The sequence below is a fragment of the Niallia sp. FSL R7-0648 genome, from assembly GCF_038007005.1.
GTDB classification, from domain to species: domain Bacteria; phylum Bacillota; class Bacilli; order Bacillales; family Cytobacillaceae; genus Niallia; species Niallia circulans.
The window spans coordinates 417,749-441,293 of the sequence record NZ_JBBOWE010000001.1 but is presented as its reverse complement, the minus strand read 5'-3'; the positions used below and the strand labels follow the sequence as shown (position 1 = coordinate 441,293).

The 23,545-nt window shown below is 33.4% G+C and carries 25 protein-coding genes; 10 read left to right on the top strand and 15 right to left on the bottom strand.

The features are described 5' to 3' along the window. Positions 1-367 precede the first annotated feature (367 nt). The 3 genes from NSQ89_RS02155 to NSQ89_RS02145 form a co-directional block, all read right to left on the bottom strand. Positions 368-1,579: a SpoIIE family protein phosphatase gene (locus tag NSQ89_RS02155; protein ID WP_047943242.1), complete on the bottom strand. Its 1,212-nt coding sequence runs from the start codon at positions 1,577-1,579 to the stop codon at positions 368-370. After that, complete coding sequence (locus NSQ89_RS02150; RefSeq protein WP_341132177.1) at positions 1,576-2,409, bottom strand: alpha/beta fold hydrolase; 834 nt, start codon at positions 2,407-2,409, stop codon at positions 1,576-1,578. Before NSQ89_RS02150 ends, NSQ89_RS02155 begins: the two co-directional genes overlap by 4 nt. 604 nt (positions 2,410-3,013) lie before the next feature. After that, positions 3,014-3,145, bottom strand: a complete 132-nt coding sequence (locus NSQ89_RS02145) for a YuzL family protein (protein ID WP_095259472.1) — start codon at positions 3,143-3,145, stop codon at positions 3,014-3,016. 269 nt (positions 3,146-3,414) lie between these two features. Here NSQ89_RS02145 and NSQ89_RS02140 point away from each other — a divergent pair, with 269 nt between their 5' ends. After that, a complete protein-coding gene (locus tag NSQ89_RS02140; protein ID WP_047943244.1) occupies positions 3,415-3,675 on the top strand; it encodes a DUF4190 domain-containing protein in 261 nt (86 codons plus the stop codon). A gap of 149 nt (positions 3,676-3,824) precedes the next feature. On the opposite strand, the gene NSQ89_RS02135 is transcribed toward NSQ89_RS02140, so the two are convergent. The 5 genes from NSQ89_RS02135 to NSQ89_RS02115 are packed head-to-tail and all read right to left on the bottom strand — an operon-like array spanning position 3,825 to position 8,372. After that, the gene (locus NSQ89_RS02135) at positions 3,825-5,225 is read right to left on the bottom strand and encodes a sensor histidine kinase (RefSeq protein ID WP_341132176.1); all 1,401 of its coding nucleotides are present in this window, start codon (positions 5,223-5,225) and stop codon (positions 3,825-3,827) included. Further along, positions 5,222-5,947 carry a response regulator transcription factor gene (locus NSQ89_RS02130; RefSeq protein ID WP_061800009.1) on the bottom strand — a complete coding sequence of 242 codons (726 nt, stop codon included), beginning with the start codon at positions 5,945-5,947 and terminating at the stop codon, positions 5,222-5,224. Before NSQ89_RS02130 ends, NSQ89_RS02135 begins: the two co-directional genes overlap by 4 nt. A 32-nt stretch (positions 5,948-5,979) precedes the next feature. Further along, positions 5,980-6,708, bottom strand: a complete 729-nt coding sequence (locus NSQ89_RS02125; RefSeq protein ID WP_341132175.1) for an ABC transporter permease — start codon at positions 6,706-6,708, stop codon at positions 5,980-5,982. A 12-nt stretch (positions 6,709-6,720) separates the two neighbouring features. Continuing rightward, positions 6,721-7,467 carry an ABC transporter permease gene (locus NSQ89_RS02120; protein WP_047943248.1) on the bottom strand — a complete coding sequence of 249 codons (747 nt, stop codon included), beginning with the start codon at positions 7,465-7,467 and terminating at the stop codon, positions 6,721-6,723. Beyond that, positions 7,464-8,372, bottom strand: coding sequence for an ABC transporter ATP-binding protein (locus tag NSQ89_RS02115; protein WP_341132174.1), 909 nt, complete (start codon positions 8,370-8,372; stop codon positions 7,464-7,466). The genes NSQ89_RS02120 and NSQ89_RS02115 overlap by 4 nt, the downstream gene beginning before the upstream one ends. 199 nt (positions 8,373-8,571) lie before the next feature. On the opposite strand from NSQ89_RS02115, the gene NSQ89_RS02110 reads away from it, so the two are divergent. From NSQ89_RS02110 to NSQ89_RS02095, 5 genes are all read left to right on the top strand, one after another. After that, entirely contained in the window at positions 8,572-8,715 is a 144-nt protein-coding gene (locus NSQ89_RS02110; RefSeq protein ID WP_341132173.1) for a hypothetical protein, read from the top strand. 832 nt (positions 8,716-9,547) lie between these two features. Continuing rightward, positions 9,548-10,129, top strand: a complete 582-nt coding sequence (locus NSQ89_RS02105) for a hypothetical protein (protein WP_341132172.1) — start codon at positions 9,548-9,550, stop codon at positions 10,127-10,129. Positions 10,130-10,621: 492 nt separating this feature from the next. Beyond that, on the top strand, positions 10,622-10,921 hold the full coding sequence (locus NSQ89_RS25295; RefSeq protein WP_445668954.1) for a helix-turn-helix transcriptional regulator: 300 nt from the start codon (positions 10,622-10,624) through the stop codon (positions 10,919-10,921). 77 nt (positions 10,922-10,998) lie between these two features. Further along, complete coding sequence (locus NSQ89_RS02100) at positions 10,999-11,415, top strand: hypothetical protein (RefSeq protein WP_144581191.1); 417 nt, start codon at positions 10,999-11,001, stop codon at positions 11,413-11,415. Positions 11,416-11,446: 31 nt separating this feature from the next. Continuing rightward, on the top strand, positions 11,447-11,692 hold the full coding sequence (locus NSQ89_RS02095; RefSeq protein WP_047943252.1) for an indolepyruvate ferredoxin oxidoreductase subunit alpha: 246 nt from the start codon (positions 11,447-11,449) through the stop codon (positions 11,690-11,692). 188 nt (positions 11,693-11,880) lie between these two features. Here NSQ89_RS02095 and NSQ89_RS02090 read toward each other — a convergent pair whose 3' ends face one another. The 3 genes from NSQ89_RS02090 to NSQ89_RS02080 all read right to left on the bottom strand — a co-directional run bounded on the left by NSQ89_RS02090 (position 11,881) and on the right by NSQ89_RS02080 (position 14,924). Continuing rightward, positions 11,881-12,270, bottom strand: a complete 390-nt coding sequence (locus NSQ89_RS02090; protein WP_047943253.1) for a hypothetical protein — start codon at positions 12,268-12,270, stop codon at positions 11,881-11,883. A 363-nt stretch (positions 12,271-12,633) separates the two neighbouring features. After that, positions 12,634-14,088 (bottom strand): glycoside hydrolase family 1 protein, encoded by a 1,455-nt coding sequence (locus NSQ89_RS02085; RefSeq protein ID WP_047943254.1) that lies wholly within the window; start codon positions 14,086-14,088, stop codon positions 12,634-12,636. 80 nt (positions 14,089-14,168) lie between these two features. Next, positions 14,169-14,924 carry a MurR/RpiR family transcriptional regulator gene (locus tag NSQ89_RS02080; RefSeq protein WP_047943255.1) on the bottom strand — a complete coding sequence of 252 codons (756 nt, stop codon included), beginning with the start codon at positions 14,922-14,924 and terminating at the stop codon, positions 14,169-14,171. A 553-nt stretch (positions 14,925-15,477) separates the two neighbouring features. Here NSQ89_RS02080 and NSQ89_RS02075 point away from each other — a divergent pair. The 4 genes from NSQ89_RS02075 to NSQ89_RS02060 all read left to right on the top strand — a co-directional run bounded on the left by NSQ89_RS02075 (position 15,478) and on the right by NSQ89_RS02060 (position 19,688). Next, the gene (locus NSQ89_RS02075; RefSeq protein ID WP_341132171.1) at positions 15,478-16,632 is read left to right on the top strand and encodes a radical SAM/SPASM domain-containing protein; all 1,155 of its coding nucleotides are present in this window, start codon (positions 15,478-15,480) and stop codon (positions 16,630-16,632) included. A gap of 57 nt (positions 16,633-16,689) precedes the next feature. Further along, positions 16,690-18,348 carry an ABC transporter ATP-binding protein gene (locus NSQ89_RS02070; RefSeq protein ID WP_061799992.1) on the top strand — a complete coding sequence of 553 codons (1,659 nt, stop codon included), beginning with the start codon at positions 16,690-16,692 and terminating at the stop codon, positions 18,346-18,348. Between the two features lie 202 nt (positions 18,349-18,550). Beyond that, on the top strand, positions 18,551-18,676 hold the full coding sequence (locus tag NSQ89_RS02065; RefSeq protein WP_341133134.1) for a MerR family DNA-binding transcriptional regulator: 126 nt from the start codon (positions 18,551-18,553) through the stop codon (positions 18,674-18,676). A gap of 250 nt (positions 18,677-18,926) precedes the next feature. Beyond that, positions 18,927-19,688 carry an SDR family oxidoreductase gene (locus tag NSQ89_RS02060; protein WP_341132170.1) on the top strand — a complete coding sequence of 254 codons (762 nt, stop codon included), beginning with the start codon at positions 18,927-18,929 and terminating at the stop codon, positions 19,686-19,688. Between the two features lie 161 nt (positions 19,689-19,849). Here NSQ89_RS02060 and NSQ89_RS02055 read toward each other — a convergent pair whose 3' ends face one another. The 4 genes from NSQ89_RS02055 to NSQ89_RS02040 all read right to left on the bottom strand — a co-directional run bounded on the left by NSQ89_RS02055 (position 19,850) and on the right by NSQ89_RS02040 (position 23,464). After that, on the bottom strand, positions 19,850-20,623 hold the full coding sequence (locus tag NSQ89_RS02055; RefSeq protein WP_047943257.1) for a DeoR/GlpR family DNA-binding transcription regulator: 774 nt from the start codon (positions 20,621-20,623) through the stop codon (positions 19,850-19,852). A gap of 96 nt (positions 20,624-20,719) precedes the next feature. Next, positions 20,720-21,580: a ketose-bisphosphate aldolase gene (locus NSQ89_RS02050; protein WP_047943258.1), complete on the bottom strand. Its 861-nt coding sequence runs from the start codon at positions 21,578-21,580 to the stop codon at positions 20,720-20,722. Position 21,581: 1 nt separating this feature from the next. Continuing rightward, positions 21,582-23,003: a PTS fructose transporter subunit IIC gene (locus NSQ89_RS02045; RefSeq protein ID WP_047943259.1), complete on the bottom strand. Its 1,422-nt coding sequence runs from the start codon at positions 23,001-23,003 to the stop codon at positions 21,582-21,584. After that, positions 23,000-23,464, bottom strand: coding sequence for a fructose PTS transporter subunit IIA (locus tag NSQ89_RS02040; protein WP_144546634.1), 465 nt, complete (start codon positions 23,462-23,464; stop codon positions 23,000-23,002). Before NSQ89_RS02040 ends, NSQ89_RS02045 begins: the two co-directional genes overlap by 4 nt. Positions 23,465-23,545: the final 81 nt, after the last annotated feature.

Here is a 23,545-nt window from a genome sequence, read left to right as displayed (position 1 = left end):
CGCGTCCACTTACTTACCAAATATTATAATTAATGGAATAGTTAGTTAAAATATGATTCAAAGAGTTTTCCTAAAAAAATATTGGACTAAAAAAATAACGCTGTAAACGTTGGTATATCAACTTTCCTCGAGGGAGTCTCACCCCTTCCACTCCAATCAATGCATAATAATTCCATTTGCATTTCCTAAATTCCTTTTGTCAACAAGCTGCACTTTGTTTTTAGTTCTTTTCTGTTTACTAATTGCATGTTTTATTGGTTGAGCTTATAACAGAAAAATGATGTAAAGCATCCTTTTTCCAGATAAAGATGCTTTATTGGATTAGAGTCGAAATAGTTAAATGCTTTTCTCTTACTCTATTACATATCTATTTTAAACCAACTAAAATAAAACACTGATCATCATTATTAAATTTCTCCTCTCCTTCATTTTGAAGAGATTGCAAGACTTTTTCTTTTAACCCTATCAATGGTTCAGATGAATGCTCCATTAACAAGGAACCTAGCCGATGGAAGCCAAGAGGTTCTGAAACGCCATCGGTGTATAAAAGAATTCTGCTGCCTATATCATAATGAAATGTTTCTATTTCATACTGTATCCCCTCAAATGTCCCTAGTGGAGGTGCGGTTGCTCGAAGTTCTGACTGACTCCCTGCAGAATTCTGAAAGATAGCTGGTGGATGTCCACAATTCGTATACTCTATCGTTTTTTTATCGGTATCAATTACAAGATAAATAGCCGTACAATAATGCCAGGATTCTTGATTGTGATGAAATAAAGTATGTAAATGATCATCTAATTCTTTTATCACTTCGTTAGTAGCAGTTCCTTTTGGAATCAACCTTTGGAATAAAGATTGCAAAGACATAGTTATTAGTGCTGATGAAATACCGTGTCCCATTACATCTAATAGAATAATTCCATATCGATGATTATTTATTTTATAACAGCCATAAATATCCCCTGATAATTCCTTCGATGCAGAATAATAGGATTCCATTTCGATGTGATCGGCAGATATTATTTCAGGCAGTGATCTTTCTTGTATTTTCTTTGCTAGATTCAATTCTCTATGTGTATCTTTTTTAAATTGTTCATTCTGCTTATTCACTTCTAAAAGTTTCTTCTGATTTTCTTCCAAATTATGAAGGGCTTTCTCCAATTTTACATTAACAATGCTTATTTCCTTTAATGCATCCTCCGTAATTTTTTTGGACATAATTAACTGGTTTTCGTATTCATTTCTTCTCTGTATAGGGATAATTACACAAGTTATAATTTGACTATTCTTATCTTGGCTGAGTGATGCGTTAATCAGAACGGGTATTTCTTCTCCATTCCTATTAGTAAAAGAGAGATACATTTCTTCTACTTGATGCTGAACAGTTACCAAGGGAAAGAAATAAAGTTGCATAAATACCTGTGAAGGCTTAGGAAGAATGATATTGATGTGATGTCCAATTAATTGATCTAAACGATAACCAAGTAATTGAACTAATGTATCATTAATAGATAATAGAATACCCTCTTTCGAAAGCGTAATAAAACCACAAGGAGCTTTGTTTAATTGCTCATTCATAAGACGGGATCAACAACTTTACTAGGAACTTCTCCCAAATATTCTCGAATTAATTGAATCGTCTCTTCTGGATGACTCATATGCGGGCAGTGTCCAGTTGCTTTCATGTATGTCAGCCTACTTTTCGGAACATGTTGACTCAAATACTCACCTACTATAGTTGGAGCAATTATATCTTCAGAGCATTGCATAATCAGAGAGGGCACGGTAACTTTTGGCAATTCTTCCCGGCTATCCGCAAAGAAACAAGCCTCTGCAAATTTACGAGCAATTACGGGATCAGTAGAACAAAAGCGATTTTCCAACTCCTTTGCAACATCTGGCCGACTAGGATTATTGGTAACGGTTGAAGCAAAAATAGTTGCCCAGCCAATATAATTTTTATCCATCATATCAATTAAGCCTATTAGATCTTCTTTTTCAAAACCTCCAAAATAATCAGGAAGATCATTAAGATAACAAGGAGAAGGACCGACCATAATAAGATGGGAAAAATATTCCGGATGTTGCAGGGATGCTAATAAACCAATCATTCCTGAAACGGAATGACCAACAAATATTGCATTTTTAAGATTTAAGGCTGAACAAACATCTAACAAATCTTGAACATAACCGGAAAGATCGCTGTATTTATCCGAATCAAATGCCTTTATATCTGATTTTCCCATCCCAACATAATCAAATAAAACAATTTGCTTATCGCTTTCAAACGACTCTGATACAGATTTCCACACCGTTTGATCACATCCAAAACCTGGTGCGAAAATCATCGCTTGATCTCCATTTCCTAGAACATTGACATTATTTCGGTTCAGGATACTAGGGTTCATAACAACGCTCCTTTCTTATCCTATCAATTAATTATAAAAAATTTTCAAGCCCTACTCTTTCTAATAAACCATTCATTCAACATTTTTATCCAAACATTACCAACCGATTCCCCATACAGTAAAACGGATAAACAATTAATGGACTCCAAAAAGTCACTTTGGTATTATAAATAACGTCCTTTAAATTAATTATATTCTTTATTTTATCACTGATTCAAAATAAAGAAAGTATACCCACTTAGTTCTAAAAGTTGGTAAAAGAACGAGAAGGAAAAACCGCCTTTTGTTCAAAGCCGATACCCATCTCTAGAATTAGTCATCTAACATAACACTATTGGGGAAGTCACAAACAATTATATATTGAGCTTGAGGGAGCATTTCTGAAGATTCTTTTTGAATGAAGGAAAACAACGAAAGATAACCGCTAGTATGATAGCTGGAACACTTATAAAATAAGGAAGAGAAAAAAAGTTTCTGCTGGAGCTAGAGTATTCCCCTTCATGCTGAGGAGAGCAGGAGAGCTTAAGTTCAAGAAAATAATATTATAATTAAAAGAAAAACAGGTGAATCTTACTCGCCTGTTTTTCTTCTTATATTCTCACGGTTAAGAACGTTTTTGTTTCTTTCTAGAAGAATCTGCCTTTGTTTTTCCTGTTTCCTTTGAAGTTGTTCCTTGACCTTCTGGCTGGCTAGAACCTAAACCAATTGTGGATGGATCTGCTTTTCTGTTTGTCATTCTATTCACCTCCACAGATTAGTTTTCCATGAATAAATGAAGTTATGTGAATCGTTGTAAAGAATGAAAAATATTCATTGTAACTTTAAATGCTGTTCTTCGTATTACTTTATATAAGGATAAAGCAAACAACCGCAGTATAGAAAGAAAACTTCTATCAGTGATAACCACTGATGGAGCGACCTTCAAGGATACATCCCATCCCTAACTGACAAATTTTCCGGAGTTTGAGCTGGGCCAAGTAATAAGAGAAAGGAGGAACGACTGTCATGAACAATCAGACAAACACTAATTCAATTATATCGTTAACATTTGGTATTTTATCGGTATTAATTCCCTTCATTGGTCTTATCTTAGGAATTATCAGCATTATTTTTTCAAGAAAAGCAGTAAATGAAATCAATAAAACGGACGAAAATGGGAGAGGCTTTGCGACAGCAGGCTTAATAGCGGGCATAGCGGGAATAATTCTCCAACTGTTAGTACTGTTAGGGATTATTGCGTTTTTTTCACTGGCCACTTTTGGATAAACTATATGTTTTTGTGAGGCTCCCCCTTTATGGAGAGCCTTTTTTGCATATACGAATCATATCTATGTTGCGTCGGACAGTACCTATGACATTTTACTAACAACTTTTTAAAAGCGTTTCTGCCCTTTCCATTATTTAAAAATATATTTCTAGAAAATAACCGTAATTCTAGTTCCTTCCCCTAACTTGCTATCTACAAATATCTTTCCGCCATGTGCTTCGACAATCTGCTTAGCAATAGCTAATCCTAAGCCACTTCCTTTATGTGCTTCTCCTGTATTTGTTCCACGATAGTAGCGAGAAAATAAATCCTCTAGTTCTCCTTCTTCAATGCCATTGCCGTTATCCTCTATCCATACTTTAATCGTTTCTTTTTCTTGACCAATAAACACTTGAATATAGGTATCGGGCGGATTATGAACGATGGCATTATAAATTAAATTCATTAACGCACGTTGTATCAAGGTTTTATCACAGCTAAATAAAACTTGCTCGGTTTCCGTTGAAAAATCAAGATTCGTTTCCTCGTATAAAGGATGATTCAAAATTTGAATAATGGACTCCCTTACGATCTCCACCAAATTTGCTTCTGACTTTTTCAAGAGAAAGACATTGCCTTTTAATTTATAGGTTAGGTTCAAATCATCGATTAAATGCTCAATATAGGCTGATTTATTTAAGATAATATCCACATATCGATTCTTTTCTTTAGCATCTAACTCGTAGTCTTGCAGCAGTTCCGAATAACCTTTAATGGAGGAAAGTGGTGTTTTTATATCATGAGTAATATTCGTAATCCATTCTTCTCTCATCTTTTCTAATTTTCTGCGCTCTGCTTCATTAGATTGAAGTGTATCCGATAATTCATTTAAATTCTCAAATACTGTTTTATAAACACCCTTCACCTGATCTCTTCTCCAAAAGTCCCCTCTCGCAAGCTTTTTAATCCCCTCAATAAGCTGAACAATCGGCTTTGCCAGCCTTCTACTAAAAAAGTAGCCAAATATTAAAGCAATTAACGTTACAACAATTACAATGGAAACAATCACGAGCAAAACATCTCGCAGTAGTGTTTCTGTCCGATAATTGATATAAGCCTTTCCAATAACTTTCTCTGGATACCCCATAATATAGCTCAAATGACGATTTCCTTTTTCTAGCATCCCAACATATATAGTGGAGTTTTCTAGTGCTCCCGTAAATTTATGATAGCGGATTATTTCAGCAGGCGTATAATGGGTAGGCACTTTTTCCGGTTTAAACTTACTGTATATCTCCGTTCCGTTTTCATCTAAAACTTGAATCCAAATTTGTCCCTCTTCGAGATCATCCAGCTTGTTCTTTGCAATAGAAACTTGATCATTTTCATATCGAATATTGTCTACAAAATCCAGTGTATAATAAGTCGGGTTCTGATAGGGGAATATACGTTCCTTTCCCAAATAGCTACTATAGAAGAAAAATACATTAAACAAAAGAAAAACAAAAATGGAAAGCAATAAACTTAATATCATAAAAAAGAGAAACTGCGTTGTAATCTTCCACTTCATCCTTCATTTCCTCTAACTTGCAGCTTATAGCCTAGTCCTTTAACTGTTTTTATCCATTTTGGATTACTAGGATCCTCTTCAATTTTTTCGCGAAGGCGGCGAATATGGACCATAATAGTATTATCTAAACCAATGAAATCTTCTCCCCACACAGCTTCACAGATTTTATTTTTACTAAAAATCTGATTCGGATGTTTGGCCAAATAAACTAATAATTGCAGCTCTTTCGCTTTTAGCGGTATGGAGTTCTCTCCTTTTTTCACTTCTCCAGTATTCGGTGAAATGATGATATCCCCAAACGTAATCTGTTCATCTATATTTTGGCTTTGAATCATATATTGACTTCTTCGGAGTTGAGCCTTAATCCGAAACACTAATTCTTTTGTGCTGAAAGGCTTTGTTACATAATCATCGCCACCTATTCCAAGTCCGAGCAATTTATCAATTTCCTCTGATTTTGCTGATAAAAAAATAATTGGCGCAAAGGTTATCTTACGCATCTTTTGACATACCTCATAGCCTTCCATATCAGGAAGCATAATATCGAGGATAATAATGTCTGGATTAAACGTTTCACTCAGCCTAATTCCCTTTTCACCGGTCGCTGCTTTTTCGATTCGCTTAAAGCCTTCCTTTCGCAATACGGTTTCTAGTAAATTTAAAATATCGACTTCATCATCAACTAATAGTATTTTCTTTTCTGTTAATCCTGTTAATGACATATTATATCCCTTTCTTTTCCACTTCTATATTGCTATAGTACATCTTTTGCCCGAAATCGTAAAAGGCCAATAATAATTGCAAAAAGAAAGATACTTATCGATATAACAAGCATGCTTGTATTTTTTCCACCTACTTCAAATACATCAGTCATCGAAGCAACAATTGGATAATCCCACGGATAAAAAATCCAATACTTCTCTGAATTAGCAACAAACATGGAAGGAAAAGCAAGTCCCGCTCCAATCGCTATAGGTACAGCAAAATGAGTGAAACGATAGCTTAAATAAAAAACAATCCCGATTATCGCGAATGATGAAAGCAATAATAAAGCAAATCTTTTTGCTAACCATAACAATGGAACTGCTTCTAACCCCAGAAAATTAGCTGCTAAAATAATTCCCGCAAACAGTAAAACTAAGCTATAGAAAATAATTCCGCCCCCAATAACAAGCTTTGCTAAATATACTTTCACTCTGTGTACTGGTAATGTCAGATAGTACTTCCAACTATTATTACTATGCTCCATTCTTGACATCATCACGAGAACAAGGGTGATAATAAGCGGGAAAATAATCCAGCTGTAAACAGTAGCAGTCCCTTGAAATAAAAAGTCTTTAAAAACATTCCCCTCCCCTTCTGCATGGCCAGATTTGGCAGAATCCCAGCCTTGATAAAGAGCAAGAAAAGTAAAAATCGTAGTTGCTAATAAAATTTTTGACCGCTTTAATTTATATAATTCTACTTTTAATAATGTAAACATTGTTTTCCCCTCCTACAGAACATCTTTTCTTTTAAATTGCCATATTCCAAAACATAAAAATAACAACGTAAAAACGAGAGAATAAGGCAAAAACTCTGCTAATTCCTTATTGACCAGTCCATCTGTAACGTAAGGATACGTATAGGGAAAGAACTTTCCTGCTTCTGGATATTGAAACTTGACAATACCGGATACAATGACTCCAGCAAATCCAATCGCAATAGGAATGATCGTATTCTTAAAATAAGAGCTTAACCAATTATGCAAACTAGCAACAGCTAATATCATCACGATTTGTTTCCCCGCATAAACAAGATAATTGCTCCATTCCACCGCTTCAGGAAAATCCATCATATATCCTACTAAAATAAGGCCGAGCACATTTAGGATTATAAGCGCTATACAGCACAAAAGGCCTGCTAAAAACTTAGAAAAATATACAGTTTCTCGTTTGATAGGTAAGCTAAGAATTTGCTTCCAATTATTTTGGCTTTCTTCCACTTGAAAGATTAAGGAGTAAATGATGCCGATAAACATCGGTAAAAACATGCCCCACCCAAGAACACTATGATTTTCTAACAAAAGAATATCCCATGAATTATAACCAGGACTTGCTGTATCGCGTAAATAGTCATAGCGCTCATTAATATCTAAGAACATCGCCAATGTCGTTCCAGTAGGAATAACTAGTAAAAATAACCACAACCAGCCTTTTTTCTGCTTGTAGCTCTCTAACAAAATCAAGGTTGCAAGTTTCATAACACTGACTCCTTCCCTGTAATAGATAGAAATATTTCCTCTAAGGAGTTCTTTTTCATCATTAATTGATGTACATCATATCCATTCATAATCAGCTCTCGATTTACTTTCGCTGCCTGATAGTTTGGTTCAAGGTATAAATAGTTCGTATCAGATTCGAAAGATATCCCAGCATTTTTTAAATAAGTTTCTACCTCTGCCCTCGGCTCCGCCTCTAGTTGAATGACCTCCTTTTGTTTCTCTCTTAAATCATTCATTGAACCTTGAAATAGTAATCTTCCTTTGTTAATAATCCCAACATGGGTTGCCATTAGTTCTATTTCGCTTAAAATATGGCTGGATATCAAAATCGTAATGCCATAATCCTTTGGCAAACTTTTAATTAGTTCCCGAATTTCGATAATGCCAGAGGGGTCCAATCCATTTGTCGGTTCATCAAGAATCAGTAATTCTGGTTTTCCTAACAGAGCTTGAGCTATTCCTAACCGTTGTTTCATGCCCAAAGAAAACTTTTTTACTGCTTTGTTACGAACTTCTGTTAATTTTACAATTTCTAAAACACGCTCTATTTCCTTTTTTTCTGCACCTAAAATTTTTCGCGTTACTTCTAAATTTTCATAAGCAGTTAAATGACCATAATAGGAAGGTGTTTCTACCATGGAGCCAATGCGGCTTAGAATAGTGATGCGGTCATCCTTAATCGACTTATTAAATACCTTCACCTCTCCTTTTGTTTCTTTAATAAGTCCGAGCAGCATTCGAATCGTCGTCGACTTTCCAGCTCCATTTGGTCCGAGAAATCCATAAATCCCTCCCTTTGGAACTAATAGGTTCACCTGATCAACGGCTAAAAACTTTCCAAATTTCTTCGTTAAATTGCTTGTTTCAATAATATAATCTGACATAACTTTCTCCTCCATTTCTTTTCTTCCATTTATTCTAGCCGCTCCATCTTAACTGTTCGTTTTCCATACCTTAACTAAACCTTAAAAAACTATAATTTTTCACCTGCACATAAATAGAACAAAAAATACAGTCTTTAAATTAAAGTTATTTTTTCATATAGTTATCACACGGGAATGCAATAGAAAAGGAGTAGTATAGATGAAAATAGAAGAACCAAAGATACCTGCGAACCTACCATCAAGAAATTTTCACGATATATTGTACGAGGAAGAATTAGAGTTAGAAGGATGCGAAGTTCATCACTCCATGTTTGAAGAAGAAGCATACGATAGGAGGGGTTAACTCCTCTTGGCTCTCGCTAATTCACCCCAGCCTCACTCTCTCAACCTGATGAAAGGAAAAACCAAACCCTAAAAAAACCTTAGGATTTAAAAGGTGTACCGAATAAATTATTTTGAGATTGACTTTTTGTTAGTTTTTTTTTATGATCTTCGTGTGTATCTTTTAAGATACACACGAAGATATATTGATAATTAATACTAGTGTGCTATTATTAAAAGTATAAAAATACCAATAATAGGAAGGAAAGTATGAAATTATCAAAAATTTAATTTCTACAGGGTTATTTTTTTCAATATTTGGGGTGTCTTCTATTACAAATGTCAAAGCAGAAAGTGGAAATGATGATCGTATAATAACTCCTTTGGCATGTCCAGAAGTTGGAACATATGTAACAACATATAAATCTAAAACTACATTCTACAAAACAAGATTTTTCACATACTGCAACTAATCCTAGTAGTTCACCAGACTCAGTAAGTAAGTCGGCTTCAATTTCACATTCTGCAACTGTAAATATAGGAGGGGAAACTACTTTTAATGCATTAGTATCTGGAGCGAAAATTAGTGCTAATGTTGGATATGGTTTTAATAGTGGTAAAACACTCACACTTACTTGGTCAGTTCTTAAAGGTACTTGGGAATTAAGAGCTGGGAGTAAGTGGGTTAAGTCTACAGGGACAAGGTATTATGTTTCTCCTCCATGTAATTTGCCAGTGGCAACAACAGTTACAGCTAATTATACGCATGCTACTTGGAGTGATAAAATAATTATTAAAAACTCAAGTTAAATTTCAGAAAAATCATATTTTTCGTGTTTTTAGGAGGTGAAAAAATGTTTTTAAAATTTCTATCTTCTATTTTAATATGTACTCTAGTTTTAATTGGTTGTAGTATTCCTGACGAAAAAATTACAACTCCCTCTAATAGTAGTACAAAAACAGAGTCTCAAAATTCAATTGTTTCTTTGGAAAATATAATAATTCCTCCAAAGTTTAATATAACTCATTTTAAAATGGATTATCTTGATAAGAATAAACAGCTCATTTTTACAATGAATTATGAAATAGATACAGATCTTTATGATATTCTACAAAAGGGTTCACAAGTTATGTACTTTGCTTTAGAATATCCTGAAAGTGAATTTGATATTTTTGATTCTCGATATAGTGAATTTATTATTGCAGAAAAGCCAAAAAATTATAAAAATAAATTTTCAGTACAGTTTATTAAATCATTAGAATTAAATAAAGATGAGTTAAAAAAAATAAAAGATAATATTTCAAAAATTAATCTTGTAGTTGCAGATAAAGACAAGGATATAATTGCAAAATTTATTGATTTGTATGGTTTTAATAATTTTGATTCTAATGAATCAAATTCTACAAATCTAGATGATGAAGATACTACCGAATGAGAAGCGATTTTTCAAAAATTGATAGCTGAATTGTATTATTGATAAGAGAAAAAGCCAAGAAAGTTGTTAAACTGAACTTTTTTGGCTTTTTCAATTAAGTCGCTGTTAATAAGTTCGAACTTACTATTTCAACCTGATAAAAAGGAAAACCTTCTTAAAAACATTTTAAAGATGTTTTAAGCTTATTTCAGAAATTAACTAAATCATTAGAAGCCAAATAAGAACTTCTAAGGGGTATTTAAGAAAAATGTTATTACTAAAATTGTTTTATTAGAAATATTAGTGTACCAACAACTGCTGAAATTAGAGAGCATGTTGCCTAAATGTCTCTAGCATTAATCTTGATCTGTTTATGTTTATCTTTATATTCCAAGTCATTTTACTCCCTTCAGATGTATTTTGTAGAGAAAGAACTCAAATCCTTTTTTGGTGGACTGAAAAAATAGGTTCTAATAGATTGTTCGTTTAACTCCTGTTTCATACTCAACATAGATGAAAGTTTTTTATAGAATAATGCTTTATGTAGACAGCCACTACAGTCAAGATTGCACATTGAAAGTCGCAGCAAAGCATCTGCAATATGATTATGCTTATCTTTCCAAACTGTTTGTTCATATAACAAATATAACCTTTACCGAATACTTGACCCATTATCAAATATCACAGGCGTGTTATCAGTTAAAAAATAGGCAGCTGCCGATTGGCAAAATTGCCATAACTGTGGGTTACAATAATTTGCGATCCTTTCATCGCCATTTTAAAAAGATTACTCGCATTTCGCCTAGAAAATAGCGAGAACTCTCGTAAGATGTATAGAAAGCCGATATTATGTCCATTTTATAGATACAATGCTTAAAGGTGGGATTTCCATGGAAAACGCCTCCAAGAGATTGCAAATATTGATAGGCGACACGTTACAAATACTTGATCATATGAAAGTAGATGCTGACAAAGATCCTTTGCTTCAGCAAGTAAAGAATGATTTACAAGAACAGAAGAACAAAATGGATAACTTTCCAAAATTAGACGAAGAAATCATCAACACAGCCATTTCGATGACACAAAGTCTTGATAGAATAAACAATATGGTTCAACAATTGGAAGCTAGCTTAATGGAGGATTATCAAGCATCAACAGGGGGCATTGATGAATATCAGCATATGTCTATTGATGAGCAAAGAGAACAGCCTGAAAGCTATCATGATAAGATTGATTACTTAAGTGCTGCCAAAATCCGCGAAAATATAAGTCGAATGAATGAAGTACTACTCAGCATAAGATCTTAATAATATTTAAGTAAAGAGGAGGGGAGATTCCATGCCTTTCGTTATAACTTCACCATGTATGCATGAACAAGCAGGAGATTGTGTAGATGTTTGTCCTGTTGATTGTATCGCAAAGGGAGAAGATCAGTTCTATATTGATCCTGATATTTGTATTGACTGTGGTGCATGTGAAGCAGTATGTCCAGTTTCCGCCATTTATCATGAAGAAGAGGTACCACCAGAAGAACAGCCTTATATCCAGAAGGCTATCGATTTTTACAAATCATATGAAGGATAACGAAAAACAAATCAACTTTATTTTTGTTGATTTGTTTTTTATTTTTTTCTTTGTGTTAGGAAAAGTATTGATTGATGCCTTATGCTATCCTTTCCAAAGTATTAAAAACCTTGCCAGAAATCTTCTGACAAGGTTCTTCATTACATCTTAATTTGAGGTCAAGCACCTATCTAACGAGATTAAAGAGATTAAGCTCCCTCTTTCTCCACGTTAGCATCTATATCTTCTTTTAATTTATTTACTTTATCTTCAATTTCAGCTGGAATATACTTCGTCTTATTCAAATATGTTTTACTTAATGTATAATCAGGAACTGCCTTAAAGGCATTTGCTAAAAAGTAAAAATTCACTTGGGCATCACTGCCAAGACCGATTGTTTCATCAATGATTGTTTGATATTCGCCTTTTTCCAATAAAGCAATAAATTTCTTATCTTCATCTGTTAATTCTTTTGCTTTTGTTTCTTGTTTTGCATTCGTTTGTTCTTTTACTGGTTGCTCTTTTTTCTCTTCCGCTGAATTCCCGCATCCTGCAAGCAAGAATAGGAACGCGGCCATAAATAGAGAAAGATATTTCATTTGAACCTCTCCTTATACCCATATAATATAATTACTATTCCATAAACCATAAGTATTATGTAGCCTATATAAACACTTGGGCAAAAACAATGTTGCCCACAGTTCTTAGACTGTTGTGTATTATTAGAAAAATTAGAATATTATTCAACATTTATCCATAATAGCTTCTAAAATCTCCTAATGAAGATGCTTGACTGGAACATTTTAACACATGATTTTCATTATATCAATATATTAAGATTTGTTTATTAATTCTAAAAAATCTATCATTTTTGATAATCATATCGCTCTTCCTTTTCTAAAATAGTCTAAAAAAACAGTGCTGAATCCCAAAAGGGACAGCACTGTTTATCTAGGCATAAATTATAACTCTTCGCCATTTGTCGCAATAACATTTTTGTACCAATCGAATGATTTTTTCTTTGTTCTCTTTAATGTTCCATTGCCATAATCGTCTTGGTCTACATAGATAAAGCCATATCGTTTAGACATTTCAGAGGTGCTGGCAGAAATAAGATCAATACAGCCCCAGCTTGTGTAGCCAATGAGATCTACCCCCTCTTTAATTGCTTCTTTCATCTGCTCAATATGTGCCCGCATATATTCAATACGGTAATCATCATTAATAGAACCATCTTCTTCTACTTTATCATGCGCACCTAATCCATTTTCAACGATAAATAAAGGTACTTGATAACGATCATACATTTTCTTTAGCGTAATACGCAATCCTTTCGGGTCGATTTGCCAGCCCCAATCAGATGATTCTAAGTATGGATTTTTCACTCCAGAGAAGAAGTTACCTTTTTCTTTTTTCTTATCTGGTGCTCCACTTGCCACCATAGACATATAATAGCTAAAAGATAGGAAATCAACAGTATGTTGTAAAAGCAGCTCTTCATCCCCTGGAAGCATTTCAATCTGAATATTATTTTCCTCAAAGTAGTTCAGCATAAAGCTTGGATAGTATCCGCGCACTTGAACATCTGTGAAAAATAAATTCTTCTGATCCTCTTCTAATGCTGCTAATACATCATCTGGATTACATGTTTCCGGATATACTTCCATACGTGCCAGCATACAGCCAATCTGTGCTTCAGGAATAATCTCATGACATGCCTTCACTGCTCTAGAGCTTGCCACAAATTGATGATGTAAAGCTTGATAAATAGCTTGTTCTTTATTCTCTACCTCATCAATTAAAATACCACTACCAATGTAAGGGGATAGCGTTGAGATATTAATTTCATTAAACGTTAACCAGTACTTCACCTTGTCCTTATAGCGATTAAAGACAGTTTCAGCATAATGAACAAAGAAATCTACTAATTGTCTATCTACCCAGCCATTATATTTTTGAACAAGGTTTAGTGGGATTTCATAATGGGACAGCGTCACTAATGGCTCAATTCCATATTTAGCCAACTCATCAAATACTCGATCATAAAAAGCTAAGCCCTCTTCATTTGGCACCAAGTCATCCCCGTTCGGGAAAATACGCGGCCAAGAAATAGACAGACGGAATGTTTTGAAGCCCATCTCTGCAAAAAGAGCAATATCTTCTTTATAGCGATGATAAAAATCAATCCCGCGACGTTTCGGAAAATTGTCGCCGCCTTTGCCAGCTAATAGTGCTTCTAATTCTGCTTTGCTTTTCACATCCATCTCGATATCATCGCCACGTTCTTCCTTTGGAACGAATGTGACCATATCAAAGATCGATAATCCCTTTCCGCCTTCATTATACGCACCTTCTAATTGATTGGCAGCTGTAGCTCCCCCCCATAAAAAACCTTCAGGAAATCCGTTTTTCTTCATTATATGTTTCCTCCCTTTTCTAATCTCTACCTATAATGATACGCTTACAAAAAAGAAAAAACTGGTCTCTTTCAGACCAGTTAAAAAGAAGGATATCGTTTTTGATAGTGATAGATAAGAATATCAAACAAACGTAATAAGGTATAACTACTCACAGCACTATTATCAATTTTTCCACATTGTATTATCTCATCAAATATTTGTTGGTGCTTCTCAGGATCTGAAAAAGTAATTAGTAATTTCTTTCCATTTGCCGCCTTAATTTTTTCTTTGATTGCTAACGCTTCTGTCAGGATGTTTCCTTCAATGGAAATCGTAATAATCATATCTTCTTCTGTCAAATGAGATACTGTTTCCAATTGTTTAAAAAAATTCGTATTGCATTCACATAGCTTTCCAAGCAGAAATAATTGCTTTTGAAGCTCCATCGCTTGAATCTGATGTTTTTCAAATCCTAGTATGACAATTCTTTTAGACTCATGAATCTTTTTTATGATACGGTCTAGTTGTTCCTTAGAAATCCCTTCCATCATCTCGATATTTTCCTTTAGTTTTAATTCAAATGTTTCTGTAGTTAAGCTCTTTTCCCTTTCCTCATACATTCCCCCTTGATAAGCTACACTGCTGCGGAGATTCGAAAAGTTGCGGAAACCAATGCGCTTACAGAAACGATTAATCGTAGATGGGGCTACATTACATACTTCTGCAGCCATTTCTAAAGAATAGCCTTCTATATGATGAATATTTTCCAGGAAACTATTGGCGATGGAATAGTTAATATCCTTTTCTAAAGAATTATTTATATATGCTAAAAGTGTATAAATTAATTGTTCCAAAATTTCCACCTCATGATGAGAGTATCATATTTTTTTAAGAATGGTTAGGGATTTGAAAGAATGATGAGTAAATGTTAGATTCCCACCTTTCAATAAAAGTTCAAAATAATTTATTTTATGTATATTTTATGAATATTCTTTTTCTATTATTTACTTTTTTTTCTAATTATTCTATATTTGCATTAATATACTAGAAGGGAGGAAATTTTAAATGAAGAAAAAAAACTTTGAGATACCTACTCGTTCTAAAAACTGTAATGGAATTAATTGCGGTTAAATTTATTGACCTTTTTGAAGATTCCCTCACAATTTTTTAGAAATCGTGAGGGAGTTTTACTAATTTATCAGATATATAGATAATTCGCCCCTAATCTAAATTATTATTTCAACTGTAATTTAAGGAGGAAATATTAATGTTTATCTCCAAATATAACATTTATATTAATGAAGATAATCGCATACTTTTTGATTTATTAACTTTTGATATATATGAGTTAAATGAAGAATTTTATAATGGTTTCATTAAACTCTATAAAGGTGAAGCTTTGAAACTTTGCCAGATATTGAAAAATATATTCAGCATAGGAATCCTGTTAATAGTATATTTGATAAATTTACTCCTCGCATTGATAATATTAAGCTTAATGTTTCGCATGGCTGTAATTTGAGATGTTCATATTGTTATGCTGGGCAAGGGAATTATGGTGATAATAGATTATTTATGAAGGAAATAATTGCTGATCGAGTAACAGAATTGATAGATAACTATATTACCAATATTAAATCAATTACCTTTTTTGGAGGAGAACCTACTCTTAATCCTAAGATGATTAAATATTTCTGTGAGAAATATCCTCATCTAACTTTTATGATGCAGACTAATGGCACAAATTTATTAAATCCAACTATTATGAATTTAATCTTAAAGTATAATTTTAAAGTTACTGTCAGTATAGATGGACCAAAAGAAATTCATGATAAGTATAGAAGAGATATTAAAAATAATCCAACGTATGAAAAAATACTAGATAATGTAAAAAAAATCCAAATGACAAATCCTGATAAAATTCTTTCCATTCAAGCAACTTATTCTCCTTCTACTAATCAGCTTTATTCAAAAAAAGAAATTGCTAAACAAATCTATCGTGACTTTGGTATACCAAATATAGCAGTTAATGATGTATGGGAAGTAGGAACGTCTAAATATGTTTATAATATAGTTAGAGAAGAAATTGAAGAAGACTTTGAAGAGTTTCTAAATGAACAATCTTATTTTATGAGAACTAACACTTCTGATATATTATCTTATTTCTTTTCGAAAGAAATAGATTGGTTTCACTTTTGTGAAGCTGGTTTAGAGTTACTATCTATCGATCCAAATGGAAACATTTGGCCATGCCATTTATTTGTTAATACTTCTGAAAAAATCACCAATATAGTTAACGCAGATATAAATTATGTCTGGAAAAGAATTATGAGTTATCCTGAAATATTTCATTCCAAAATGAAAGAACGAAAAGAGTGTGAGTTATGTATTGCTCGCTTCAGATGTGTCATATGTAAAAGAACTAATGAAAATCCATATCAAGAGATTAGTTGTAAGAGTAAAAGGGAAGAAACAAAAATTGTTTTCGATTTAATCGCAAAACACCATGATAGAATAGAGGATATCGTTTCTAAATTAGATAGAATTCATAATATTATTTAATTTTCCTTTAACACCAAAATTCTTTTGTAAAGAATCAACTTAAAAGAAGGTGACTACTTGTCTAAAAATATAAATAAAAAATGGTTAATTATTTTTATCTTTTTACTACCATTTGCAGCATTTGAAAATACCTTTAAAGCATTTGTTTTTAAAGAAGTTTTCGATTATTTTGAAGCCGCAAATAAACTTCCTCTTGTAAATTTAATTATCTTTACTATTGGTGGTTATTTCTTGATTATGATTAGTCAAACATTATATAACTTTACTGTACATCAGATAATTTTTATGAAGATTTCAGCCTTAAAACAAAAAATTTTTAAAGTTTTTATTTATTCAGATAATTTACTCCAAGAGAAGAATACTGCATCTTATGTTTCATTCTTATTAAATGATTTAAAATTAATTCAAACCAACTATTATGACTCCTTATTAAAAATTATTCTAAACCTAATAATTTTTTTCATATCTATTAGTGCTATTTTCTTTCTTAATAGTACAATGGCTATTCTATTAATAGTAGTGTTTATTATTCCTAGTCTTATCCCACAATTATTTAAAAAAAGGATTGTTAATCAAACAGAAGACTGGACAAATAAAAATGAAATTTATACTGGAAAGGTAAAGGATGCTTTTACAGGTATAGACACTATTCGAGGATATGGTATGGAAAAGCGAATGATTGATGATCATATTACATATAATTCTACTGTTGAAAGAAGTTTTGCGACATTAAATAATTGGCGTGTACTTTCAGATAATATTGTAGGTTTTTTTGGGCTTTGTGGCTTTTTCTTTGTTAATCTATATGGAATAATCCTTGCCACTCGAGGGGTTATTACTATTGGAACAGTTCTAGCAATTATTCAGCTTTCTAATACTATTATTGCTCCAGCGCTTGATTCATTGGAAGAGTATAATAAGATATTAACTACCAAAAAAATTCGTGATAGAATTCAAAACTTTATAAAAAGCACACCCGATATACCTGCTAATCATCAAGCAATCTCTTTTAAAGATGCATTAACATGTGAGAATCTCACATACAAAATAGGAGATAAAATGATTCTTTCAGATTTAAACCTTGAAATAAAAAAAGGAAAAAAAATTCTTATTACCGGTCCTTCAGGTTCAGGAAAAAGTACCTTATTGAAAATACTTCAAAAGAGAATTCAAAATTATCAAGGTACTATAAAACTTGATGGCGTAAACTTTCTAGATGTTGATGCAATTTCTTTTTATAAAACAATATCCATGATTAATCAAAAGCCGTTCTTATTTGATGATACGCTTCGAAATAATATAATACTCGGAGAAAATTACAGTGAAACAGATATTATAAATGCCTGTTCTCGGGCTGGACTAACTGAAGTAATTTTTGATAAAGGGCTAGATTATAAAGTTGGAGAAGACGGAAAGAATTTGTCTGGGGGACAGAGACAGCGTATCGAAATAGCACGAGCCTTTCTAAGAAATCGTGAAATTCTCCTTATGGATGAAGCAACATCCTCTTTAGATAGGGAAACTGCTAAGGAAATTGAACAAATAGTCTTACTAGATAAAGAACTAACTGTTGTTTCTGTTTCTCATCATTTTGAAAAAGAAAATTTATCTGTTTATGACGAAATTATTGTTTTGATAGATGGGAATATAGTAGAATTCGGCTCATTCGAACAACTTATGCACAGACCACATTCCTATGTGCATTTCTTAGCATGATTAAGAAGAAAATCAGAAATAAATATTTATTTAATTAAGGAAAAGAGAAAGGGCAATAATAATTTGCTCTTTTTTTATTGATTTGAGGGCCCTTTCATCAGCCTGCTTGACTTAAACCATAGTTTAAACCGTATACTAATATTGTCGACAATGATTGGAGATCTCCGAATGAAATAGCAGTGAAACATCAGCTAAATTTAATATTCCTGAATCAACGATTAGGTATTATGAAAAACAAGGATTACTTCCATTGCTAGAACGCGATGAAGCTGAAAGGCGATTATTTTTAGAAAACAAGATGGCACTATTTGAAACCGTTATTTGTTAAAAAAATACGCATATGTCGATAAAAAGAATTAAACAATATATTGATTGGATTATCGAAGGAGACAGCACCATCCAGCAAAGCCTTGCCATGATAGAAAATCACAAACATGATTTTAATCACTGAAAGATCGTTAATGAAGGAGTCCCTAAAAGTAATGGAAGAGAAAATTTCACGGTACTTGAAAAGATCGAGGAAAGAAAATAGGAAGTAATTAAATAGAATATAAAATAAGTGGAAAAGAGGAATCCCAATGAAACTCTCTAATAACACTATTCTCATTACAGGCGGAAATGCCGGAATCGGCTTAGCTTTTGCAGAAAGATTTATGGACGCTGGAAATACGGTGATTGCATGTGGCCGCAGGGAAGATGCACTTCAACAGGCAAAAGAAAAATATCCTAACTTGATTACATATGTGAGTGATCTCTCTGTGGAAGCTGACCGCATCGCATTATTTGAATGGGTAACAGCGAATTATCCAAAGGTGAACGTATTAGTAAACAATGCAGGCATACAACAACGGTTTAATGTGTTAAAAGCGGATGCAAAGAATGATTGGAGCTATTTCAATAAAGAAATTACCATTAATATGGAAGCTGCTATTCATATGTCTATGCTATTTGCACCTTATTTTTCAGAAAAAGAAAATGCGGCCATTATTAATGTAACATCCGGCTTAGCCTTTACTCCGATGGTTATTGCACCCATTTATTCAGCAACCAAAGCAGCGATGCATTCATTCACTGTCAGCTTAAGACACCAGCTTTCCGAGACATCTATAGAAGTAATTGAAGTTGCCCCTCCAGCAGTAAATACCGATTTAGGTGGAGCTGGGTTACATACAGCAGGAGAGCCTTTAAACGAGTTTGCCGATGGAATATTTCAAGGGTTAAAAGAAGGTAAGGTAGAAATAGGCTATGGCAGTTCGGTAGATCGCTTGCGGATGTCTCGTGATGAAGTGGATCAGCATGTGGAGAATATGTATGAGGCGATGAAGAAGACGATTGAGTAAGAATGAATTGGACAAAAAGCTCACCATAATCTTGGTGAGTTTTTTGTCTATCTAGTTAAATCCTCTATTCCGATCAACCAATGTTTACTTGAGTAACTTTATTTTCTCTTCTTATGGTGTTTCATCTTTTATAGTTTTTCTGTACAAGAGACTTTTCTTTTTTAATATAAAACGGATATTTTATGTTTTTGTAAATCCTCTAGTTCTATTTTTGATAAGGGTTTGTCTACAATCATATAATCAATATCAGAGCAATTTAAGCTTTGATGTAAGTATTTCTGATTCAATTTATCATGTGTTACCATCAGAACAACTTCTTTTGCCCCTTTTCTGAATGATTGCTTTATTAATGCTTCTCCTTCTGTTGTTTCTGTTGCACCTACAGAAAAATCAAAGCCACGACAAGAAACAAATGCTAGATCAACATTATAAGTTAGGGCATCATGATATGCCTTAGACCCATTAACTGTAAACCGCTTAGGAACAATCGAACCTCCTAGAATATTCACTTTTGCTGATGTGTACTCTGATAATAGACTAGCTGTAATAACTCCATTTGTAATCACTTGTAAGCCTTCAAACTTGTTTAATTGATGAACCAAATGTAATGCTGTACTGCTTGAATCAATAAATAGATTCATATCATTTTGAATCAATTCCTTTGCCAATTTTGCCATTCTTTCTTTCTCTTTATCATCATTAAACTTATCAACTTTCATTAAATAAGGAATATCAATCTTTCGGCGGTCAATAATCACGGCGCCGCCACGAGTTCTACGAATTAATCCTTGATTTTCCAATTCTATTAAATCACGCTTTATCGTTGCCTCACTATAATTTAATAACTCAACCAAATCAGTAGTCTTCATAAAATTTTCTACTTTTAAATGATTAACAATTTTATCTTGTCTTTCCTTTTGTATGGATGTTGTCATTCATATCCCTCCTTTCAATAAAGCTATGTTTTACTATTAATCTAGTTAAAATGCATGAAAGGCATGGACATAATCGTCCACACCAATTAATAACATTTAATACAAATCAGCCTTATTTACAGTGTTCAAGATATTTAATTTATGACGTACAACTTCCTTTACCTTCTCATTCGGCCGAATATACACTTGATTTGGTTCATACATGCCTGGATTATCTGCTAAAACTTGATGAACCTCATGAAAAAACACGCTCTTTAAATCAGAAGATAAATTTACCTTCCCTACTCCATATTTAATTGATTCAATGACTTCAGAATCGGGGTTGCCTGAACCACCGTGTAACACAAACGGAATATCTATTCGTTCATTTAATTCTTTTAGTAATGGAATGTTGAGTTTTGGAATAACGTCTTTTGGATAAAGTCCATGGGCGGTTCCAATTGCAACAGCTAAAGTATCAATACCTGTTCGTTTAACAAAATCAACCGCTTGATCTGGTTCAGTATAGATAATTTTATTTGAGCCACCTTCATAGGATCCATTATTTCCAATCGTTCCTAACTCTGCTTCAACTGAAACATTCACCTTATGCGCCAATTCTACCACAGCTCTTGTTATCTTCACATTTTCTTCGTAATCAGATAATGAGGCATCAATCATTACGGACGTATAACCATTTTTGATAGCTCGCATCACATCATCTATATTTCCTCCATGATCCATATGGATTACAACAGGAACTTTACTATATAATGCATATTCTCGAACAGCAGCAATAAACCGGTCTCCTAAATAAGCGATCTCATCTGGATGAATTTCAATAATTACTGGCGCATTCTGGTCTTCTACTTCTTCCATAATAGATTTCAACATATCAAAACTACAAATATTAAACGCTGGTACCGCAAACTGATTTTCCTTTGCCACTTTTAGTAAATCTCTCATTGTATATAACATATTATGCAATCCCTTCTTTGTTTTCCAATTCTCTAGATATGTTTTGTTCCTTTTTAATTGGTGTTTTTTTTAGTAATCCTACTGTCACAGCTGTAACAACTGTACCTGCTACTAATGCAAGAAGATACATTGGTAGATTGTTAATGACGTTTGGAATAAACATAACCCATACTCCACCATGTGGTGCCATTGACGTCACTCCTGAAGCCATTGAAATAGAGGCAGCAACAGCCGATCCAGCCATTAGACTAGGAATCACCCTGATGGGATCAGCGACTGCAAAGGGAATAGCTCCTTCGGTAATATAAGAAGCACCTAAAATCCAACAGGACTTTCCAGAAGTTCTTTCTTCCTCATTAAACTTTTGTTTAAATAATATAGTAGCAAGTGCTAATCCAAGTGGAGGTGTCATTCCTGCTATCATACATGCAGCAATTGGAGCATTTACACCTGCAGACATTAATCCAATAGAAAAAGTAGAAATTGATTTATTAATTGGGCCTCCCATATCTGCGGCCATCATTAATCCTATTAATAATCCAAACACAAGTCCTGAAGTTTCTCCTAATCCGTTTAAAAAGCTAGTTAATGTATTTAATAACCAAGAAATAGGCGTATCAATTAAAAACACCATAGATAGACCGACAACAGTAATTGCTACTAGTGGGACAACAATGAGCTGATAGATAGCCTGAAACGATTTTTTCACATGGATTTTATTTGCTATTTTATCCGTAATATATCCCGCTAATATTCCACCAATCATTCCACCTAAAAAACCCGAACCTCCAGCTGAAGCTAATGTACCGGCTACTAATCCTGGTGCAAATCCTGCTCTTCCTGCAAATGAAACTGCGATTCCTGCTGCTAAGGCTGGGACCATGAGTGCAAAAGCAGTATCGCCACCTATTTTGGACAAAGCAGCAGCCATTACATTGTATTGGTCACTGTTAGGATTCGATGCTTCTATACCAAAAGCAAAGCTTATTGCTATTAGAATTCCCCCAGCAATTACAAAGGGGAGCATATAGTTAACACCATTCATGAAATGGTTATACACACTCTTCTTATTCTGGAAATTCTGTGAGGTATTCTGGTTACTTTCTTGTTGATGAATATAAGTTCCCTTTCCATTAATAGCTTCTTCAATAACAAGATGAGGTTCCTTAATAGCTCTTGCTGTAGAAACTTTTTTCACTTTTTTTCCAACAAATCGATCCAATTCTACTATCTTATCTATAGCAAGTATTACTACATCTGCCTCTTCTATATCAGCGGCCGAAAGCACATTCTCTGTCTTTACACCTTGTGTCTCGAATTTCGTTGCATAACCTTTTTCTAATGCGGTTCTTTGCAGTTTTTCTGCAGCCATATAGGTATGGGCAATTCCAGTTGGACAAGATGTGATGCCAACAATTTTCATAATGAGCTCCCTCCTTTATTCATTAATAAGCTTTGTATATCACTTGCATTGCTTGCTTGTTTTAATTCTAATTTAAAGTCATCATTCATTAGTTGCCTTGCTAAATAGCTAAGTATATCTAAATGAATATCACTTGCTTTTTCAGGCACCGCTAACAGAAAAACACAATCAACATGTGAACCATCTAGCGCAACATAATCTACTATTTTTCCTGTATGAGCGAAAACGATCACAGGATTTTTTACTGTTTTACTTTTTGCATGTGGTATGCCAAATCCATCTTCCATTCCAGTTGGAGACTCCTTCTCTCTTTTTTCTAAGTCTTTTATAAAACGTTTCTTACTTGATATATAACCACTTTTTTCAAGAATAGTAGCTAGACGGGAAAACAAATCCTTTTTCAATTGAATCGTCGAATCAAACAAAATACAATTCGTATCTATCATGGATGAGATATCCATTGTCCCTCCTCCTTCGCTATAGGTAAGCGCTTACCTTTCAGAAATGATTCTATCACCATGCACCAATTAGTTCAATGAAAT